Here is an 18,509-nt window from a genome sequence, read left to right on the forward strand (position 1 = left end):
AATGGAAGGATCCTTACTGCTCGCTAATGGTGAACGATTTACAGGCCAGTGGCATGGAAAAAACAGCGACTCCTTTGGAGAAATCATTTTTTATACAGGTATGGGACGGATTCAAGAATTTATCACCGATCCGGCAAACAAAGGAAAAATAGTGGTAGCGACATTTCCGGGAATAGTAAATGTCGAATTGGATAAAGAACAATTTGAAAGTGATCAGATTCAAATAAATGGACTGATCATCCAAGATGATTTATCCATACCGCAAAATGCCGATTTGTACCATGAATTATTGACGGCAAACATCCCCATCTTGGCTGGGGCAGATACCCGGGCCATCGTCAAAAAGGTTAAATATGCGGGGGAAATGCCGGCTGTTTTGACACTGGGCAGCAGCAACCAACTATTTCCGATTGATCAAAAAGAAGGAAGAGCAGATAAGAAAAAAGTTGACATGATCTTAAAAGAGGGAAAAAACCATATCGTCATCATTGATTTTGGATATAAAAAATCTTTGCTGAAACTTCTTAAAAAAATCGATTGCAAGGTGACGATTGTTCCTGATCACGCTACGAAAAAACAGATAGATTCACTGAATCCGGACGGTTTGATTTTTTCCGGAGGATACGGAAATCCATTGTTATGGGAACAATACTTAAACGAATATAAGCACATGGCCGTAAGCTACCCGGTTCTTGGTTTGGGACTTGGCCACCAAATTTTGGCGCTTTCTTTCGGCGGCAACGTGGAAAAAATGCGGACGGGACACAGAAGCTTCAAAGAGCCGATCATCGATTCAACAACACAAAAAGTATATATGTCCGTTCAAAATCATGGGTATGCTGTCCAAGACAAACAACTTAATAAGAATGGATGGCGCATTTCCTTTAAAAATGTTCATGACGGAACCATTGAAGGGCTTGTTCATGAACATTATCCGATAGCAACGTATCAATTTCACCCGGATCTTTATGATCATCCGCTGAATACGATTGTATTTCAAACTTTTTTCCATCATCTTGGAGAACGCAAAGGAGCAAGAGTGTATGCCTAAAAAGAAAGACATCAAGAAAGTATTGGTCATCGGTTCCGGGCCGATCGTTATCGGTCAGGCTGCCGAATTTGACTATGCCGGAACGCAAGCATGCATGGCTCTCAAAGAAGAAGGTTGCGACGTCGTTTTGGTCAATAATAATCCGGCGACCATTATGACAGATGAACAGTTTGCCAAAACAGTTTACTTTGAACCATTGACCATTGACAGTATGACAGAGATCATCAAAAAAGAGAAGCCTGATGGAATCCTTGGAACACTTGGAGGACAAACAGGGCTCAACTTGACTGTCGATTTATATAAACGGGGCATTCTCGAACAGTATGATGTGAAAGTGTTGGGTACATCCCCAGAGTCTATTATTCAGGGAGAAGATCGCCAGGCTTTCCGCAAACTGATGCATGAGCTGAAAGAACCTGTTCCCGAGAGCGAAATTATCCATTCGGTTGAAGAAGCCATCACATTTGCAAAGCAACAGGGTTTCCCCATTATTATTCGCCCGGCATATACGTTAGGCGGAGGGGGAGGAGGAATTGCCTCCAATTGGGAAGAACTCCGTTCCATTGTGAAAAAAGGATTGGATTCCAGCCCCATTACACAATGTTTAATTGAAAAAAGCATTGCAGGCTTTAAAGAAATTGAGTTTGAGATGGTCCGGGATGCCAATGACACATGCATTGCGATTTGCAGTATGGAGAACTTTGATCCGGTGGGCGTCCATACAGGTGATTCAATTGTCATCGCACCACAACAAACCCTTTCTGACAGTGAATTTAATACGCTTTATAAATCGGCGGTGAAAATTATTCGCGCATTGGGAATTGTCGGCGGCTGTAATATTCAATTTGCCCATGACCCACACAGTGATCAATACTATTTAATCGAAGTGAATCCCCGCCTAAGCCGGTCTTCTGCCCTTGCCTCGAAAGCGACGGGTTATCCAATTGCAAGAATAGCCGCCAAACTCAGTTTGGGCTATCATCTGCATGAACTAATCAATCCGGTTACCGGTACGACTTTTGCCAGCTTTGAACCAGTGGTAGATTACACGGTTGTTAAAATGCCGCGTTGGGCTTTTGATAAATTTCCGCAGGCACAGCGCAAGCTCGGTACCCAAATGAAGGCAACAGGAGAAATAATGGCCATAGATAGGCTTTTACCCGCAGCATTTCAAAAAGCTGTCAGATCCCTTGAATTAAAAACATGCGGCTTGGAGCTGGAAGGATTAGCTTCGTACACTGAAAGTCAATTATGGACTTCTGTTTCGCAGGCGGATGATGAACGCTTCTTTTCCATTCTGGAACTCATGAGAAGAGGTGTTTCAAGCAAAGAAATCCAAGAAACAACGCACATTCATATGTATTTTCTGGATTGCCTGCAAGAACTTGTTCAATTGGAAGCACAAGCAAAAAAGAAAACATTGGAAACAGTGTCACATGAATTTTTAAAACGGCTAAAGGAAAAAGGATTTTCCGATCAATGGCTTGCTAGGATATGGAAAACCACCCTTGCTGCAGTCCGGGAAAAACGGATTCAAGAAAACATCACCCCTGTTTTTCAAATGGTTGATTCTTGCGCGGGAGAATTTCCGGCAGCGGCTCCTTACTTCTACTCCACATGGAAAGGAGAAGGGGATGTCGTCAAAAACAATACGAAGCGCAAAGTGGCCATTATCGGGTCGGGACCTGTCAGGATTGGACAGGGGATCGAGTTTGACTATTGTACCGTTCATGCGGCATTATCTTTGAAAAAAGCCGGCTATAAGACGATTTTGATCAACAATAATCCAGGTACGGTAAGTACGGATTTTCAAATCGCCGACCGCCTCTATTTTGAACCGCTTCATTTGGAGGACGTCTTAAATATTTTAGATTATGAAAAGCCCGACGGCGTCATTGTACAACTGGGCGGCCAAACGGCCATTAATTTGGCGGATGGGCTAGAAAACTTTGGATTTCCCCTATTGTCCATTTCACAGGATCAAATCGATCAAGTGGAAGACCGGGAGAAATTTTATCAGCTCTTGCAAGAGCTTACCATTCCCCATATTCCGGGATTGACAGCTCATGATGCCGATGAATTGCTGGAGAAATCGGAAAGGATCGGCTTCCCAGTGTTATTAAGGCCTTCTTATGTCATAGGCGGACAGGGAATGCTCATTATTCAACAAAAAGAGGAATTGGAGCAATGTAAAAATTCCATTCAATATCCGGTTCTAATAGATGCGTATTATCAAGGGGTTGAAGTAGAGATTGACGCATTAGCAGACGGAGAAAACATATTCATTCCCGCTTATTTTGAACATATTGAAAAAGCCGGGGTCCACTCAGGAGACAGTATTACGGTAACTCCTCCTGTAAATATAGGTCATCAAGTAAAAGAAACGATTTTCTCATACACTGAAAAAATCGCAAAAAAGCTGGCATTCAAAGGAATCTTCAATGTCCAGTTTGTTGTTTATAAAGGAACGGTCTATGTGCTTGAAGTTAATCCGCGAGCGTCAAGGACGGTGCCGATTGTAAGCAAAATTACTGGAATCAATTTAATTGATGAATGCGTGAAAATACTAACTGGTTCAGCATTGTCTGCTGTTGTTCCGAATCAGCTACCATTTTACACCGTGAAGCACCCTGTTTTTTCCACCGGAAAACTTGAAGGGGTGGATCCAGTCTTGACACCCGAAATGAAGTCTACTGGCGAGCTGATCTCCAATGGAAACACATTTCATGAAGCAATGGCCAAAGCGGTTCTTTGGAACGAACATTTGACAGCAAATGCCGAACAGTTAGCCTTTTTCGTCGACGAATGCCCAGATCAGGAAAAATGGCTTACATTCATTACTGAATCCGGTTTTCAGGCGGTTACCGAAACTGCCGAATTGCCATTTGCCGAGTGGATAAAACAACAAAGAGGGGCCATATTAGTAAGTCTCGGTCACTCTAAACATTCCGTTGAAAATCGGAAAATCGCTTCTTTGGCCCAAGTCAACATATTAACCGAAAAAGAAACACTGGAAGCTTATTTATCAGGCTTGCAGCAACAAATAACTGAGCCAAAGTCAATGCAAGACTGGCTTGGAAACTGTGAAAAGGAAGTGCTGACATAATGATCGCCTCACAAGTGAACCTGAAAGGAAAACATTTACTCACGTTGGCTGATTTGTCCAAACAAGACATCATGCAATTAATCATGGATGCGATAAAACTAAAAGAGATGCAAAAGAAAGGAGAAAACCATCAATACTTAAAGGGAAAATCACTTGCGATGATATTTGAAAAATCATCTACAAGGACGCGAGTTTCCTTTGAAGTCGGAATGACGCAGCTCGGAGGACACGCTTTGTTCTTGGGCCGCAATGACATGCAGATGGGGAGAGGGGAGACAATCGAAGATACCGCCAAAGTGCTCTCACGTTATGTGGACGGTATTATGATTCGCACATACGAACATGATACAGTTGTGACGCTGGCGGCAAACGCCAGTGTGCCTGTCATAAACGGGTTGACGGACGACTATCACCCTTGCCAAGTACTGGCCGATTTAATGACACTTTACGAAAAGAAAGGAAGCTTGGAAGGAAAGAAGCTTGCATATATCGGCGACGGAAACAATATGACTCATTCCTTAATGATCGGCTGCGCCAAAACGGGTGTAAGCTGTTCTATAGCCGCACCTAAAGGATATGAGCCAAAAGCAGCCGTCATTGAAACTGCCATGAAATTTGCGGAAGCAACAGGAGCGGTGATCGAAGTGACAAACAATCCAGTTGAAGCCGTTTCGGACGCTGACGCAGTATATACGGACGTATGGACGAGCATGGGATGGGAAGCAGAGCAGCAGGAAAGGGAAAAGGCTTTCCAACAATTTCAAGTAAACAGCGAACTCATGGCTCACGCAAAGAAAGATGCCATTTTTCTCCATTGTTTGCCTGCCCATCGCGGAGAGGAAGTCACTGCCGAAGTCATTGACGGACCGCAATCCGTTGTATTTGATGAAGCCGAAAACCGCCTTCACGCCCAAAAAGCAGTATTGGCGGCACTGATGGCCGATTGATTACTGGCAGTAATGGCAGCAAGATTCCAATCAGCAATTGGGTTTAGGCTAAGGCTACTTTTTAAACTTGTTCGGTAATTGGTTGAATACCATACAATGATTAGGAAGTTACCTTTTCAATCAACATTTAATTAAACAGAAAAGAAAATGCAACCCATGAAAAGGTTGTATTTTCTTTTATTCCACTCCTTTTTTAAATCGATCCCCAAACCGAGAGTACACTAAGCCAAAGATAATAATACCTGTAAATAAAATCAAACCAATAATGAATAGTAAATTGTTTTGTAATATGTCGCTTAATAACCAAAATACCATGCTTACTGACAAAGCTAGCAACGTTTTTCCATAGAATTTACTCAACGCCAGTTTATCGTACTCTGCTTTTTCCTTTTTTGATAGTGTATTAAATCCTGCAATAAGAAACATTCCTTTTCCATTCAATAGAAACACACCTAAAACAGCAAATAAAAAAATACCCATGCTTAACAATAACATGTTAACACCTCCAAAAAGTTAAGTGTCCAATAATACGTACGGGTGCGTATTAAAAAAGTTTCCCCGATAAAAGAAAGACTTATAACAATATATAAACTAAACGGATACCCAACAGGAATATAACGATGTAACCGATAAATTTCTAATTTCATTCCATCTACTTTGTGGGTAGTGTCAGCTACGCTGGTATTACCCCAAATTGAGAGAAAACGAGATGGCCACTGGGGGATCAACTGCCGGAAGGCTTGCGACGCATAGGAGGTACTAGTGCAAGCGAAGCGACTGGAACAAGGAAAGCTTTGACAGCACCGCCAACACATTTAGAAAAAATGGAAGCGCTTCCTTTAGGGGGCGCCAACTTGAGCTTACCAAATAGGAAGCGGAACCTTATTACCGGTGGGGAATAAAGGTGCACCGGCTAACCCTGTTGATTTGAAATTCAATTTGCTTGAAATGCAAAAGATGCATCACCCCTTGTAGGCGTTCGTCATATTATGTAATAGAACATGGATGGGGGGGTGCAGTACAGCGTGAACAAATTGCAAACGAAACATTTTTCTGTCACCATTTTGCCTCCTGCAACGGTTTATCATCCGGTAGATGGACGGAAATATACATTCATTTTATCGGATCATTCATCAAACCGCTATTTGGCCATTGGCTATAAGTATGCATTAAACTTATTAAACGTTCATCATGATCAGGAAGATATTTTAACCGCTGAATGGAGACCCGAACTCGGAGAATATGTCATGAAAGGTAACATTTGTTTAAGCGATAAGGAAAATGATGTATTTGCCGTTCGTGAAAAATTAAAACAATATGAGAAAATGCTCCCGGAAGCAATATCTTTTATTATACATGCTGACAGATCATTTTATTCTCATGTGCCATGGCTGCTCGACGCACCTATATATATGGAATTCACTTCATTGGATCGGCACGTTCGGACTACACAATATATGGGAACACCGCGCCAATACTTGAACAACAAAAAAACACAGGCCAGTTCATAACCTGTGTTTTTTTGTTTGTCTCACTATTTAAAGTATACTTTGGTTTTGAGACAAAATGCATTTTCCTGCCTGTACTTCCTATAATATATATTATGTAAACTAAAAAACAAAATGCCAAGCCAATTATACAAGCAAGCCTATTTGTTTTTTAGCCGGCTGTCCTCCATTCCCTCTTTGGCAGGAAATCCTTACCGGAAATCAATTTGAATACCATTCAAGAAAAACATCCTTTTCTATTACACTCAAAATACATGGTTCTTTTACTCGTGCTAACAATTTTTCATGTTCTTCAGGAAACTCTTTATTTACACCAATTTTAATGTATGGAAGCTTTTCTTGGGCTTTTCGGGAACGAATGTTGGATAATTTTGCGCCCGCAAAAACATACTTTAAATGTAATTCTGTAAATGCGGTATAAAGCATTTCTTTCTTTGCTAATTGATTATAACCTTTTCCCCAATATGGATGACCTATCCAAGTTCCCATATGACTCGTTTGATTGTTTCTATTTATATTTTTTAGTGTGATCACGCCGATTACTTTGCGGTCTTCGTTTAAGATAACCCTTGAATATTGCTTTCCTAATTTTTCCTGTTCCAGAATAAAATTGATAAAATTCTCAGTACCTTTTAAGGATGTATGGTTTTCGCTAAGACCTAAAGCATCCTTAACTTCAGGTTCTGAAGATAGCTCTGAGATAGACCTGGCATATTGTAACTCGTGAGGAACCAAGAATACTTTTAACATCTTGTTGTCCTCCTTTTTACATTTAATCGGATAATCAGAAATTCCCAAATTTTTTCCAGCCGGCTCATTTTTTATTATGGTCAGCCGGCTGCTCTCCATTAGACTCTGCAGGTATAAGGGTATTTTTTAGCAAAATCAAGAAATTACAATGGTTGCCTAGCTATCTGCTGATTCATCGATCGATACGCAAAATGATTTGTAGGCCCCTGTCCCTTCCCAATACCGAGGGTATGTTTAATGGCGGCGGAAATAAATTCTTTTCCTACTGTAACAGCTTCCTTTATACTTTTTTGCTTTGCCAGCTCCGCCGTAATAACTGCTGAAAACGTACAACCTGTTCCATGAGTATGCTTCGTATCAAAACGGGGAGAAACAAACTCCTCAAAGTTCTCGTCAAAGTATAGAACATCGCGGGCTTCTCCGTCCCTGTGCCCGCCTTTTACGATGGCTGCTTTAGCTCCATATACTTGGACAATTTCTTTGGCGGCATCACGCATCTGCTGTAAAGTTTCTATGGATTTCCCGATTATTACTTCTGCTTCCGGGATATTGGGCGTAATCACCGTCGCTTGTGGAATCAATAACTTTTTAAGATGATCAATAGCATCCTGATAAAGCAAATGATGCCCGCTTTTGGCGACCATAACCGGGTCCATCACATATGATTGAATATTTGCCGCTTTCAACTTTTCAGCTACTAGTTCAATAATGTCTATACTTGCAAGCATACCGGTTTTTACGGCATCAGGCTTGATGTCTTCAATTACACAGTCTATTTGCTGAGATATATTATTTTGGGACATTTCCTCAAAGCTTTTAACACCGAGTGTGTTTTGGGCCACAACCGATGTAATCACAGCCATTCCATACACTCCCTGTTCTTGGAAGGCTTTTAAGTCTGCATGAATACCTGCTCCTCCGGTTGGATCTGTTCCCGCAATTGAAAGTGCTTTATAAATTTCTGTCAACAACGTTCCTCTCCTTTAGCTATGTTTAACGGTTTCAGTTATGATCTTAATAAATGATCGCTATTACTGAGGCTGATCCTAATAAAACACCTGTCTCCGATAATAGTTTATAGTAGTACATTGACTTTAGCCAATAAAAATGAATCTGTCCTATCTATCTCTATTCATTGTTTGACCAACTACAACAGACCATGCAGGTTCAAGATAGTGATGCCCGTCTTTTGGAGCGAACAATGCTCCCACTTACGATTGGTCAACGTGATTTTTTGTTCAATATAAAATACTTTACCCCAAAATAAAGAAATAGCATCACCCAAATGGTGATCCAAACAAACACATTATTTACAATAAATATGGCAACAGCCCCGATTAAAATCAATATAAAATCTATTTTGTTTTCAAGTTTTTTCTGTCTCACTACAAAAACGATAAGCGAAATCGTTATTAAGAGCATCATCATATCAATTATTTGCATTGGTACCATTAACCCCCTATATAAAAGGATAGCATAATATTATTGAATTGATAGCGAAAATAAAGGACCTTCCATTATATCAACGCGATATTTAGATGAAAAAGGGGATGGCGCAGAAAGTCAAATGTCACTGACTTTTTGTACCATCCCAGCCGTTAGGTTCTTTTTAAAAAAATGAACTTCTGTATCTGTCAGCTCGCCTATACGATGTGTTAAGCTTTACAATTCATATTGTTCTTTTGCTAAATCTAACAACCCTTTATTATTTAAATAGGATTCAGGAACTAAAAATGTTACGGTCACCACCCCAGGATGGCGGCCAATTTCAATAGCCCCGTTAATTGTAGCTCTATTCATCACTTCCGGCACCGTAATGCCGAAAAAGTTGGCGGCCCGTTCCATGCCATTCGTTGTCGCGTCATTTAAATTAGCGCCTGTGCCTACAAATGATATGGGACATAAATCTTCGATTTCATTCATATTCCATTGTTTTGCTAATTGTTTGGCGCGCAGTTTTTCTTGTTCGGTAAAAGGCTTGGCCAAATAAGGTAAATCCTCTTCCACTGGTAAAAGGATCGGACCTTCCAGTTGCATATTTTTTAATACTCGTACTTGCAGGTTCACGATACCCGCAACATCTGCTGTATGTCCGGCGATTTCTCCGTCTCCTTGCATAGCATGCATATCACCGAGATAGACACCGCCACCTTTTACCTTAACTGGGCAAATGAGTATCGCGCCCTCTCGCACACGATTAATATCCATATGGCCATCAGTTCTATCCTCAAGTTGCTCTTCGGTAATTCCATAATCATGCGGCGCATTCAATAAAAATTGCCCAAAATCCCCAGCATTATGAGAGTCTGGCATCGGTCTTGCGGGAACAGTGCCTAGTTGCCCTAAAAACGCCCGGATTCTCGCCATCGTCGCAGGCATATCATGAGGTGCAAAAGTCACTATTGGATTTTGAATAGATTGCTCCGGCGTACACATGTATTTTCTGCCATCTTTGGCTACCGTTTCCGCTGCTTCTTTCGTAAGGGTCAGACCCATTGTTTTTTGATCATCGAAAGCAATCGTATAAGCATGTGTAAAATCAAATGGAGTAATATCAGTATCACAAGTTTTACAATGGATGGCCGTATTACCAATTCCTTTAATAACTGTCTCGGGATTGACCGTGTTACAGACGGGGCAAATTGCGGCGACAAACGGATCGCCATTAAAACGCCCTTCCACTGGCTTATCGTTTCCAGATGCCGTCGCCATGGAAGTGATTTCGATTGATTTTATATAAATAACAATGGCGTCGCCTACTTCGGCACCTTCCACATACACTGGTTTTGTAACTTCATGTCCTCCTTTTAAAGCAGGCGTTATCATGGGTCCCCAACAACCAGGCGTTGTATTGGCGACGATATATCCTCCATCTTGAACGACATACTCCATTTCTTTATTGGGATCAAGTATTCCATCTGTAAATTTATTGACAAATACAGTCTGCTTTGCGTTCATATTTGTTCAACCTTTCCCCTTTTAGGTTTTATGGAAGCTGTAAGTAAAAAAAATGGTAATTGATAAAAGTCAACTATATTGAAATCCTTTTCCCTAAGCGCAGACAAACACCTTGTTCCTATCAGTGTATGTTCTTTTATAGTCCCTCCTACTGCCAGTTTTTATAGAACTTCGAAGTGAAAAAGAAGAAAAACCTTCTCAGCAGCTCCTTATATAAATTTGGTTATATGTTCATTCTACCTAATGATTGGCTCCGTGTGGCAATGTATATGTTAATTTTTTATAAACCTTTTGATGAAAATGATAATTCTTGGCTGCCCTAATGAGATATTGAAAGTCAGGATGGAAGGTCGCCCCTATTGGAACATAGCAGCTTTCAAAAAATAGTAGATGACAAAGCAACAATAAGCATACCGTCTACTAATTAACAGTACGAGTTATTTCAGATCCATTAACGGTTAAAAATGGGCGGTGATTGACCTGGAAATGGTAACATTGCTCATAGTAAAAATGACATTGAGCAATTAAGCGACGATGTTAAAGAATTTTATTTGCTTTATAACTCTATTAGTTAAATGAAGAAGATGTTTTGGCAGTTGTGGTGAAATCCTCGAAGTAGTAGGAAACAGTACAGCCAGTGGCAATTATACGCTTATTCAGTTATTGGATCTAAATATTATAAATTTTCTAATCATTGGTATTCATGGGACTGGATGGAGCATTGCCATTGCAGTGCTAAAAAAAAATTGGGGAAAGAGCCCAACGTGGGTTACTTTGAGGATTGCAGCAGTACCAGCTTTGGAGCAGCTGGGCTTAAAGCCTGTAAATTGAAAAGGGAAAGGTGTCATTCTCCATAGGTGCAACACATAGCTTTTCATGTAGATTACAATAATGCAGTTACTATTTTAGTTTTTTCTTGCTTTTTTATTTTTAATACTAAATAAAAAATCACTAATAAAAAAGACGAGTAAGCTTAGAACCAGGAGTAAAAAAGAACTTTTCATGAATGTTTTATGAAAAAACAGTTCAAAAAAAGAATTAATCAATAACACACTCCCTAAAAATATAAATGTTACCCAACAAGCGTTATTTGCTGCTTTGATGTCTGCATTATTTTTGAAAAACATTTTTCCCACTCCTTGCTTTCTTTATTACATGATCGTCGGACCAACCTCCATTTGACTTGTTTACAGTTGTTCAGGTTCCCTTCGCTTTTATGTCTATGATGATTCATATTTTCCTCCAGTTGTTCAGATCCTATATCATTTTTATGAAGATGTTCCTAATACCAAGGGTAACTTTTGTATGGCGCAAAAGCAACATGCCAATGTTTTTCATTGGAATTACTTTGTAGGATCATCAGCAAAAAATGAAGAAATTCCTTAACCGAATTCCTTCATTTTTTTGGGAAGAAAGGGCGCCCAGTCCTCTCCCTGCACCATTTCATATTTATTATCAAACCTTTATTACAAAATTGGCCGCCTAACATGAATTCGGCTCAAAGTTTAAAAATGCGGGGTCAAGCTTTTTCACATTTTTTTTGGTTCAAATGACCGTTATTGTGTGGACATTTGAACCAAAATCTTTGTCATTAATGCCGAAATATTGATAAGGGGATCATTCAACTGTTTGACCTTTGATTTAAATCCGTATCCACATAAAGGTCGCTGCGTGTTTTACCAACATGAAGCTCAATGGGCAATACCGAATCATGTAGGCCTTTCGGTTTTATGTCTTTAATGATTCATATTTCCTCCGTTTGCATAGCCCCATGATTAGCAGGCTCATCGGTGTTTGAATTCATATTTGCATATAGACTGTAGCCCGCGATCACTGCCCCAAGATAAACGATACCGGTAACGAGCCAAATCAAAACACTTCGTTTCATAGGTGTTTCCTCCATTCTGAATCCAAAACTAAGCCTTTAACTTGATTCTCTGTAGTCTTAGTGCGTTAAGCACAACTGATACAGAACTAAAAGCCATCGCTGCTCCGGCAAGCCACGGGGCCAAGAAACCGGCTGCGGCAATCGGTATGCCCAAACTGTTGTATGCCAGCGCCCAGAACAGATTCTGCTTAATATTGATGATGGTTTTTTTGCTCATGAAAATCGCATCGGCGATACTGTTTAAGTCACCGCGGATAAGCGTGATATCCGCCGCTTCCATTGCGACATCGGTGCCTGTACCAATCGCCATTCCGATATCAGCGGTTGCCAATGCCGGAGCATCATTGATTCCATCTCCCACCATGGCTACTTTTTTCCCCGCCTGTTGCAGCTTTTTCACTTCTTCTGCCTTGCCTTCAGGCAGTACTTCCGCAATGACATGCTTGATACCGACTTGTTCGGCGATCGCATGGGCGGTTGCGGTATTGTCCCCGGTGATCATGACGACATCCAATTCCATCTCTAGCAAACGGGCAATCGCTTCTTTCGATGTTTCTTTAATCGTATCGGCTACGGCAACGATGCCTGCATAACGGTTATCGACAGCCACCAACATAGCCGTTTTCCCTTGTTTCTCCAATTCCTCCATTTTTGGCAGGTGCTCTTGAATATGGATGGCATGTTTAGCCATCAACCTGCGTGTGCCGACCAGTAATTGTTTGCCATCGACCGTTGATTGTATCCCGAAACCGGGGATGGCTTCAAATTCGTCCGGTGAGCCCAGTTCAATCCCTTTCTCCTTGATTCCCTCAACAATCGCTTGGGCAAGGGGATGTTCTGAATTTCTTTCTGCAGTGCCGACAAGCATTAAAAATTCGCTTTCGTCCATACCTTCCGCCAATATCACATCTGTCAACGAAGGTTCCCCATTGGTCACTGTACCGGTTTTATCAAGAATAATCGTGTCTAACTGATGAGTCGTTTCAAGGTGTTCTCCACCTTTAAATAAAATCCCGAATTCCGCAGCGCGCCCTGATCCTGCCATGATGGATGTGGGGGTGGCCAATCCGAGAGCACATGGGCAGGCAATAACCAGTACAGCAATGAATTTTTCAAGGGCAACCGCAAACTCTCCCGGACTCACCGCAAAATACCACACAAGGAAAGTGACAATCGCGATCCCCACAACAATGGGAACAAAAATACCCGAGATGACGTCGGCCATGCGCTGAATCGGCGCTTTGGAACCTTGGGCTTCTTCTACTACCTTAATAATTTGTGCAAGGGCCGTCTCTTTTCCAACTTTGGTTGCTTTGATCTTTAAGAAGCCGTTTTTATTAATCGTTGACCCAATCACCGTGTCGCCAATGGTTTTATCGACTGGAACGCTTTCCCCGGTTAACATGGATTCATCAAGTGCCGATTGACCTTCTACAATTTCGCCGTCAACCGGTACTTTTTCCCCCGGTTTTATATAAACAATATCGCCTTGTAAAACTTCTTCAACCGGAATCGCCATTTCCTGGCCGTCACGAACGACCGTTGCGTTTTTGGCTTGCAATCCCATTAACTTCTTAATGGCTTCTGAAGACCTGCCTTTGGCCTTCGCCTCAAACAGCTTGCCCAAAATGATCAAAGTAATCAGTACGGCACTTGTCTCATAATAGAGTTCAACCATATGGGCATCTGATCCAATCGACCTGATGCTTAAATACAGACTATAGAAATAGGCGGCTGAAGTACCTAATGCAACAAGTACATCCATATTGGCGCTTTTATTGCGCAACGCTTTATACGCCCCGACATAAAATTGTCCGCCTACAATAAATTGAACAGGTGTGGCAAGCGCGAATTGAACCCATGGATTCATAAACATGTCAGGGAGCCAAATGAAAGACGTAAACTCAAAGTGGCTGACCATGGCCCATAACAATGGAAAAGACAAGATGGCGGAAAAAAGAAACTTTCCGAACTGTTTTTCGATCTCCTTTGTCCGATGATCTACTTGTTCCCCCGCTTTTTCCTGCTTTTGCTCCAGGGTATAGCCAAGCTTTTTGATCGCTTCTTTCATATCGGGAATAGAAACCTGATCAGGATTATATTCCACAAGAGCTGTTTCCATAGCAAAGTTCACGGCGGCCTTATCCACACCATCCAGCCTGTTTAGCTTTTTTTCAATTTTATTGGCACAGGCAGCACACGTCATTCCCGAAATATCAAACTCGACTTTTTTAGTTACAACGTCATACCCCAGTGAATGGATTTTCTCCTTAAATTGCGATACATCTACTTTTTCCGGATCATACGTAATTTTGGTTTTTTCGATCGCCAAGTTTACGTTTGCTTCTTCTACGCCTTCCATCCTCTTCAAGCCTTTTTCAATTTTGGTTGCACAAGCGGCGCAGGTCATCCCTGATATTTGCAGCGTTGTTTCCTTTTGACTCACGTTCATCACTCCCGATGCTCATACTGTAGTGGGGTATATTTCATTCAATAAATAAATCGTGCCACAAACTGCACGATTTATTTTATTTCCTTTTGATTCAGATGGTTACACCACATCGTATCCTTGGTCCTCAATGACATCTTTAATAGCTTGCAAACTGATAGAATTCGCATCAAAAGAAACATCGACTTTTCCTTCATTCAGATGGACTTTGACAGATCGAACACCGTCTAGTTTTCCGACTTCGCCCTCAATCGAATTTACGCAGTGGCCGCAAGACATCCCTTTTACATGCAATGTTTGTTGTTCCATACAATCATTCCTCCCATTTGGTGGTTTTATTTTACATTACCCCTGTATGGTAATGAAATAACGCTCCAAGAAAAAAACAGTGTAAAAACACCACTATCATTTTTCCTTGTTATGGCAATTTTATTCCTTTCACAAACCAATTTACCATACCCCAGATAGGTATGTCAATAAAAATATGTGCCGGCATAACGGCACTGGCATTTTTTATAGGGACTTGGAAAAACGTTTAAATACTTCCATCAATTCTTGGATGGCACTTTCTCCGTCTCCATCTTTAACCGCATCCGCTACACAATGTTGTGTATGCTTTTCCAACAGTTGAAGCCCCACCTTATTCATGGCGGCATTAATGGCGGAGATTTGGGTTAAAATGTCCACACAATAACGGTCATTTTCGATCATGCTTTGAATACCGCGGACTTGGCCTTCAATCCGTTTTAACCGGTTAATCAATTGTTCTTTTTCTTTAGAGGATCGGTGTGTAACTTTAATTTCATCCGTATTGTTCATCAAGCTCACCCTCTTCTGGTTAAAATATAAAATACGTTACGGGGGTACCCACATTCATTGTACCATAAAATCCACCTGCATGTATTATTTGTTGATTCATCATCAATTTAAACGAAATCGGGCTCGCCTTTATTCAGTCAGGTGTTGTACCATTTTCTTCCGGGCGTACAAAAGGTATCCTGTTTGGATGCACAGGTAAATAGCCGCGATGATAAAAAAGTGCAGAGCGATATCAAGGTTTTTCATTATTCCGCCACTATCTGTCGTCATAATAACAATAAATAGGAACGCCAAGGTTGATCCAAGAATGGCGGGTAAAAAAAACAACATCATTAACTCTTGGGTAATCATTCTTTTTACTTCCTTTAAAGTAATCCCGATTTTATATAATTTTTTAAATTTTCCCTTCTCCTGCTCAATGTCGGCAAAAATATGTAAGTATAGGAGAATAAACGACCCAAAGAAAAAAATGATACTGATAAATGTCATCACAAAAAACAATATGCCATTGACGTTTTTACTGGAATGGTAGTCCTCCACTTTGGAAATAATCTGAAATAATTCTTCTTCAGAAATATGTTCTGTCCGAACATCAGTGATCGGCGACGTGGATTGATTATAACTTGTAAACCGTTTGCCCAATTCCTCCACCGCATCCATGGAGCTTTCCCAGTTTTCTACATTTATTAAATGAATCGTTGATTCAAAACCTTTTACATTGTTTAGCAGATACTCCCATTCGGCATTGCTTACAACGAGAATGTCATTAAATCCAAGATTAGAATTCATTTCATTTCTTATAATCTTTGCCTTCAGCGAATAGCTTACCTGTTTCGTTCCACTTGTCAAACTAATCCCTTCTTCATAATCACTATTGCTTTCTCCGTAATCCGGATTCTCATTCATAAAATACAAATACTCACGAGGTCCGACAGTCTTCTGATCGGAAGTTAATTGATTAAAATGATCCACTGGCATAAACACATATTGGTATTGCCAATCCCATTTTGTTTTTTTGTAATAGGTATAGACTGGGATTTCCAGGTGTTTCTGAACCCGATTTTCCTTGCGGTCCAAAATCGAATAGACCTCTTCCATAGGAAGATTATTTTTTGTTTCCGTTTGAATAAAAGCGATATCGTAAGGGTTTCTTTCTAACGCTTCTTTTTTGGCTGATTGGTAAAAAGCCAATAATACTGTGGTAAAAAAGAGGGTTACCATGATCATGACCGTCACAAGCATCAACACCGATGTCAATTGTTTAAATCTATAATCAAGGCTCGTCAAAAATAACAATCTGCGATAATAAAAAGGCTTGTTTTTTTTCGCAAGCTCGATAAAAAAGCTGGTAAATTGATAAAGGCTTAAGTACAATCCTCCCAATAACGTACCCGTCCACAAAAGCACGAGTCCATCGGTAGCCTGTGAAAACGTGAAATAAAAAAACAAGAGAGAACCAATCATGACCACGAACCCAAAACCGCCCAGCACTGGACTTTTCATCTTGATCGTTTCTGCCACCTTGTTACTTTTCAACGTTTGAATCACGTTGCGATGAAGCGTTCGAAATAAGGAGTATCCGACGGCTGTCGAAAAAACCGCTAAAAAAGCAATGAGCGTATACAACAGCATTTTCCCGCTTATATGAAAAGGAATTTCTTGCAATCCTACACTATTCATTAATATCAGAAAGAAAAGCCGGGAAAAGACGGCGCCCCCCAGAATGCCGGAAAAAATGGATAAAAGCGCAATAACACCATTTTCCAAAAGTAGCACTTTGGCGATGTCACGCTTAGTCATTCCCAATGTCATGAAAAGCCCGAATTCACTTCCCCTTCGTTTCATAAAGATATTGTGGGAATAGCCAATGAAAAAAATAGTAAAAACGACTAGAGCGACGGCCGGGATCATTAAAGCACCCTGTAACCCTTCTAATTTTTTTGCCTGTTCGATCCGCTCGTTAAAATACACAGTGGAAAACATGAAGAAGAACATGATGGCAAAACTGTTGCACAAAAAATAAAAGAGATACTTCTTATATTGAACTTTTGCCATTTTCCACACGATTTGATTAAAAGTCATGGGTTCTTCCTCCCAAAACGGCAAGATTATCCATGATCTGGTTTAAAAATTCTTTCCTCGTCCCCTTTTTGACAATATGGGAATGGATGAGGCCGTCTTTTATAAAGACCACTTTTTGACAGTAACTTGCGGCAAAAACGTCATGGGTGACAAGAAGAATCGTTGTCGAAAGGTCGCGTACAATTTTTTCAAAGCATTCCATGATCGCCGCCGCCGATTTGGAATCCAGATTTCCGGTTGGTTCATCGGCAAATAGGATGCTTGGTTCATTCACCAGCGCGCGGCTAACCGCTGTTCTTTGCTGCTGGCCACCAGATATGTGATAGGGATACTTGTGTAAAATGTCCTCTATATCAAATAAGCGGGCGAGCGTTTGCACCTTTTCTTCCATTGCGCCAGCGCTTTTGTGTTCCAGCACCATGGGCAACATGATATTTTCTTTAACTGTTAAGCTATCCAATAAATTAAATTCTTGAAATACAAAACCCAATTGCCTGCGGCGATACAAGGCTAAGTCATCTCCTGACATTTCACTGATGAAATGCCCCGCAAGCATCACTTCTCCCGAAGTAGGCCGATCAATTCCGCTCAATACGTTCAGCAAGGTTGTTTTTCCACTTCCGGACGGGCCCATGATTGCAATAAAATCTCCTTTATTCATAGAAAGGCTCACTCCGCTGAGTGCTGTTGTGGCGCCTTCTCCACTGGCTTCTCCGTAAACTTTCGTTATCTTGTTAGCCTCTAAAATAACCATGTTGCTTCCCCCTGTTTCAACAAACTGCCATCCCTCTACATCCTAATATACAAACATCATCCGATCCATCGCTTACACTAAAAATACCTTACAAAAATGTAAGGTAACGATACGACCGAAAAGGACTGCCACAGAAAATCAATTTTCACTGATTTTGTGGACGCGCCTGATCGATTCCATTTTCTTTTATATTATCT

General features: G+C 40.9%; 15 protein-coding genes. 4 read left to right on the top strand and 11 right to left on the bottom strand.

All coding sequences use genetic code 11. The annotated features are described in order from the left end of the window. Position 1 precedes the first annotated feature (1 nt). From NST31_RS00390 to argF, 3 genes are read left to right on the top strand one after another with little or no spacing between them, the layout of a single operon-like run. Entirely contained in the window at positions 2 to 1,051 is a 1,050-nt protein-coding gene (locus tag NST31_RS00390) for a carbamoyl phosphate synthase small subunit (RefSeq protein WP_339163269.1), read from the top strand. Continuing rightward, complete coding sequence (locus NST31_RS00395) at positions 1,044 to 4,157, top strand: carbamoyl phosphate synthase large subunit (protein ID WP_339163272.1); 3,114 nt, start codon at positions 1,044 to 1,046, stop codon at positions 4,155 to 4,157. Before NST31_RS00390 ends, NST31_RS00395 begins: the two co-directional genes overlap by 8 nt. Further along, positions 4,157 to 5,104, top strand: coding sequence for an ornithine carbamoyltransferase (gene argF, locus NST31_RS00400; RefSeq protein ID WP_077113446.1), 948 nt, complete (start codon positions 4,157 to 4,159; stop codon positions 5,102 to 5,104). Before NST31_RS00395 ends, argF begins: the two co-directional genes overlap by 1 nt. 177 nt (positions 5,105 to 5,281) lie before the next feature. On the opposite strand, the gene NST31_RS00405 is transcribed toward argF, so the two are convergent. Next, entirely contained in the window at positions 5,282 to 5,599 is a 318-nt protein-coding gene (locus NST31_RS00405) for a DUF3784 domain-containing protein (RefSeq protein ID WP_077113447.1), read from the bottom strand. Between the two features lie 530 nt (positions 5,600 to 6,129). On the opposite strand from NST31_RS00405, the gene NST31_RS00410 reads away from it, so the two are divergent. Then, positions 6,130 to 6,615 (top strand): staygreen family protein, encoded by a 486-nt coding sequence (locus NST31_RS00410; RefSeq protein ID WP_077113448.1) that lies wholly within the window; start codon positions 6,130 to 6,132, stop codon positions 6,613 to 6,615. A gap of 198 nt (positions 6,616 to 6,813) precedes the next feature. Here NST31_RS00410 and NST31_RS00415 read toward each other — a convergent pair whose 3' ends face one another. From NST31_RS00415 to NST31_RS00460, 10 genes are all read right to left on the bottom strand, one after another. Continuing rightward, entirely contained in the window at positions 6,814 to 7,362 is a 549-nt protein-coding gene (locus NST31_RS00415; RefSeq protein ID WP_339163276.1) for a GNAT family N-acetyltransferase, read from the bottom strand. Positions 7,363 to 7,505: 143 nt separating this feature from the next. Then, positions 7,506 to 8,330: a bifunctional hydroxymethylpyrimidine kinase/phosphomethylpyrimidine kinase gene (thiD, locus tag NST31_RS00420; protein WP_077113527.1), complete on the bottom strand. Its 825-nt coding sequence runs from the start codon at positions 8,328 to 8,330 to the stop codon at positions 7,506 to 7,508. 253 nt (positions 8,331 to 8,583) lie between these two features. After that, positions 8,584 to 8,805 (bottom strand): hypothetical protein, encoded by a 222-nt coding sequence (locus NST31_RS00425; RefSeq protein ID WP_077113450.1) that lies wholly within the window; start codon positions 8,803 to 8,805, stop codon positions 8,584 to 8,586. 219 nt (positions 8,806 to 9,024) lie between these two features. Further along, a complete protein-coding gene (locus NST31_RS00430) occupies positions 9,025 to 10,320 on the bottom strand; it encodes an acetamidase/formamidase family protein (RefSeq protein ID WP_077113451.1) in 1,296 nt (431 codons plus the stop codon). Between the two features lie 1,744 nt (positions 10,321 to 12,064). Further along, complete coding sequence (locus NST31_RS00435) at positions 12,065 to 12,208, bottom strand: hypothetical protein (protein WP_339163277.1); 144 nt, start codon at positions 12,206 to 12,208, stop codon at positions 12,065 to 12,067. Positions 12,209 to 12,236: 28 nt separating this feature from the next. Further along, positions 12,237 to 14,660, bottom strand: coding sequence for a heavy metal translocating P-type ATPase (locus NST31_RS00440; RefSeq protein ID WP_339165449.1), 2,424 nt, complete (start codon positions 14,658 to 14,660; stop codon positions 12,237 to 12,239). A gap of 99 nt (positions 14,661 to 14,759) precedes the next feature. Continuing rightward, on the bottom strand, positions 14,760 to 14,966 hold the full coding sequence (gene copZ / locus NST31_RS00445; RefSeq protein ID WP_077113454.1) for a copper chaperone CopZ: 207 nt from the start codon (positions 14,964 to 14,966) through the stop codon (positions 14,760 to 14,762). Positions 14,967 to 15,170: 204 nt separating this feature from the next. Further along, a complete protein-coding gene (locus NST31_RS00450; RefSeq protein WP_077113455.1) occupies positions 15,171 to 15,476 on the bottom strand; it encodes a metal-sensing transcriptional repressor in 306 nt (101 codons plus the stop codon). Between the two features lie 129 nt (positions 15,477 to 15,605). Beyond that, positions 15,606 to 17,558, bottom strand: coding sequence for an ABC transporter permease (locus NST31_RS00455; protein WP_339163282.1), 1,953 nt, complete (start codon positions 17,556 to 17,558; stop codon positions 15,606 to 15,608). After that, positions 17,548 to 18,312, bottom strand: coding sequence for an ABC transporter ATP-binding protein (locus tag NST31_RS00460; RefSeq protein ID WP_339163285.1), 765 nt, complete (start codon positions 18,310 to 18,312; stop codon positions 17,548 to 17,550). Before NST31_RS00460 ends, NST31_RS00455 begins: the two co-directional genes overlap by 11 nt. Positions 18,313 to 18,509 lie beyond the last annotated feature (197 nt).

Origin of the sequence: Siminovitchia sp. FSL W7-1587 (assembly GCF_037963795.1) — a bacterium.
GTDB lineage: Bacteria > Bacillota > Bacilli > Bacillales > Bacillaceae_C > Siminovitchia > Siminovitchia thermophila.

What these genes read in the sequence shown, in the direction of transcription:
- NST31_RS00390 (WP_339163269.1), top strand. Translation starts at nt 2, where the DNA reads ATGGAAGGATCCTTACTGCTCGCTAATGGTGAACGATTTACAGGCCAG.
- NST31_RS00395 (WP_339163272.1), top strand. Translation starts at nt 1,044, where the DNA reads ATGCCTAAAAAGAAAGACATCAAGAAAGTATTGGTCATCGGTTCCGGG.
- argF (WP_077113446.1), top strand. Translation starts at nt 4,157, where the DNA reads ATGATCGCCTCACAAGTGAACCTGAAAGGAAAACATTTACTCACGTTG.
- NST31_RS00405 (WP_077113447.1), bottom strand. Translation starts at nt 5,599, where the DNA reads ATGTTATTGTTAAGCATGGGTATTTTTTTATTTGCTGTTTTAGGTGTG.
- NST31_RS00415 (WP_339163276.1), bottom strand. Translation starts at nt 7,362, where the DNA reads ATGTTAAAAGTATTCTTGGTTCCTCACGAGTTACAATATGCCAGGTCT.
- NST31_RS00425 (WP_077113450.1), bottom strand. Translation starts at nt 8,805, where the DNA reads ATGCAAATAATTGATATGATGATGCTCTTAATAACGATTTCGCTTATC.
- NST31_RS00430 (WP_077113451.1), bottom strand. Translation starts at nt 10,320, where the DNA reads ATGAACGCAAAGCAGACTGTATTTGTCAATAAATTTACAGATGGAATA.
- NST31_RS00435 (WP_339163277.1), bottom strand. Translation starts at nt 12,208, where the DNA reads ATGAAACGAAGTGTTTTGATTTGGCTCGTTACCGGTATCGTTTATCTT.
- NST31_RS00440 (WP_339165449.1), bottom strand. Translation starts at nt 14,660, where the DNA reads ATGAACGTGAGTCAAAAGGAAACAACGCTGCAAATATCAGGGATGACC.
- copZ (WP_077113454.1), bottom strand. Translation starts at nt 14,966, where the DNA reads ATGGAACAACAAACATTGCATGTAAAAGGGATGTCTTGCGGCCACTGC.
- NST31_RS00450 (WP_077113455.1), bottom strand. Translation starts at nt 15,476, where the DNA reads ATGAACAATACGGATGAAATTAAAGTTACACACCGATCCTCTAAAGAA.
- NST31_RS00455 (WP_339163282.1), bottom strand. Translation starts at nt 17,558, where the DNA reads ATGACTTTTAATCAAATCGTGTGGAAAATGGCAAAAGTTCAATATAAG.
- NST31_RS00460 (WP_339163285.1), bottom strand. Translation starts at nt 18,312, where the DNA reads ATGGTTATTTTAGAGGCTAACAAGATAACGAAAGTTTACGGAGAAGCC.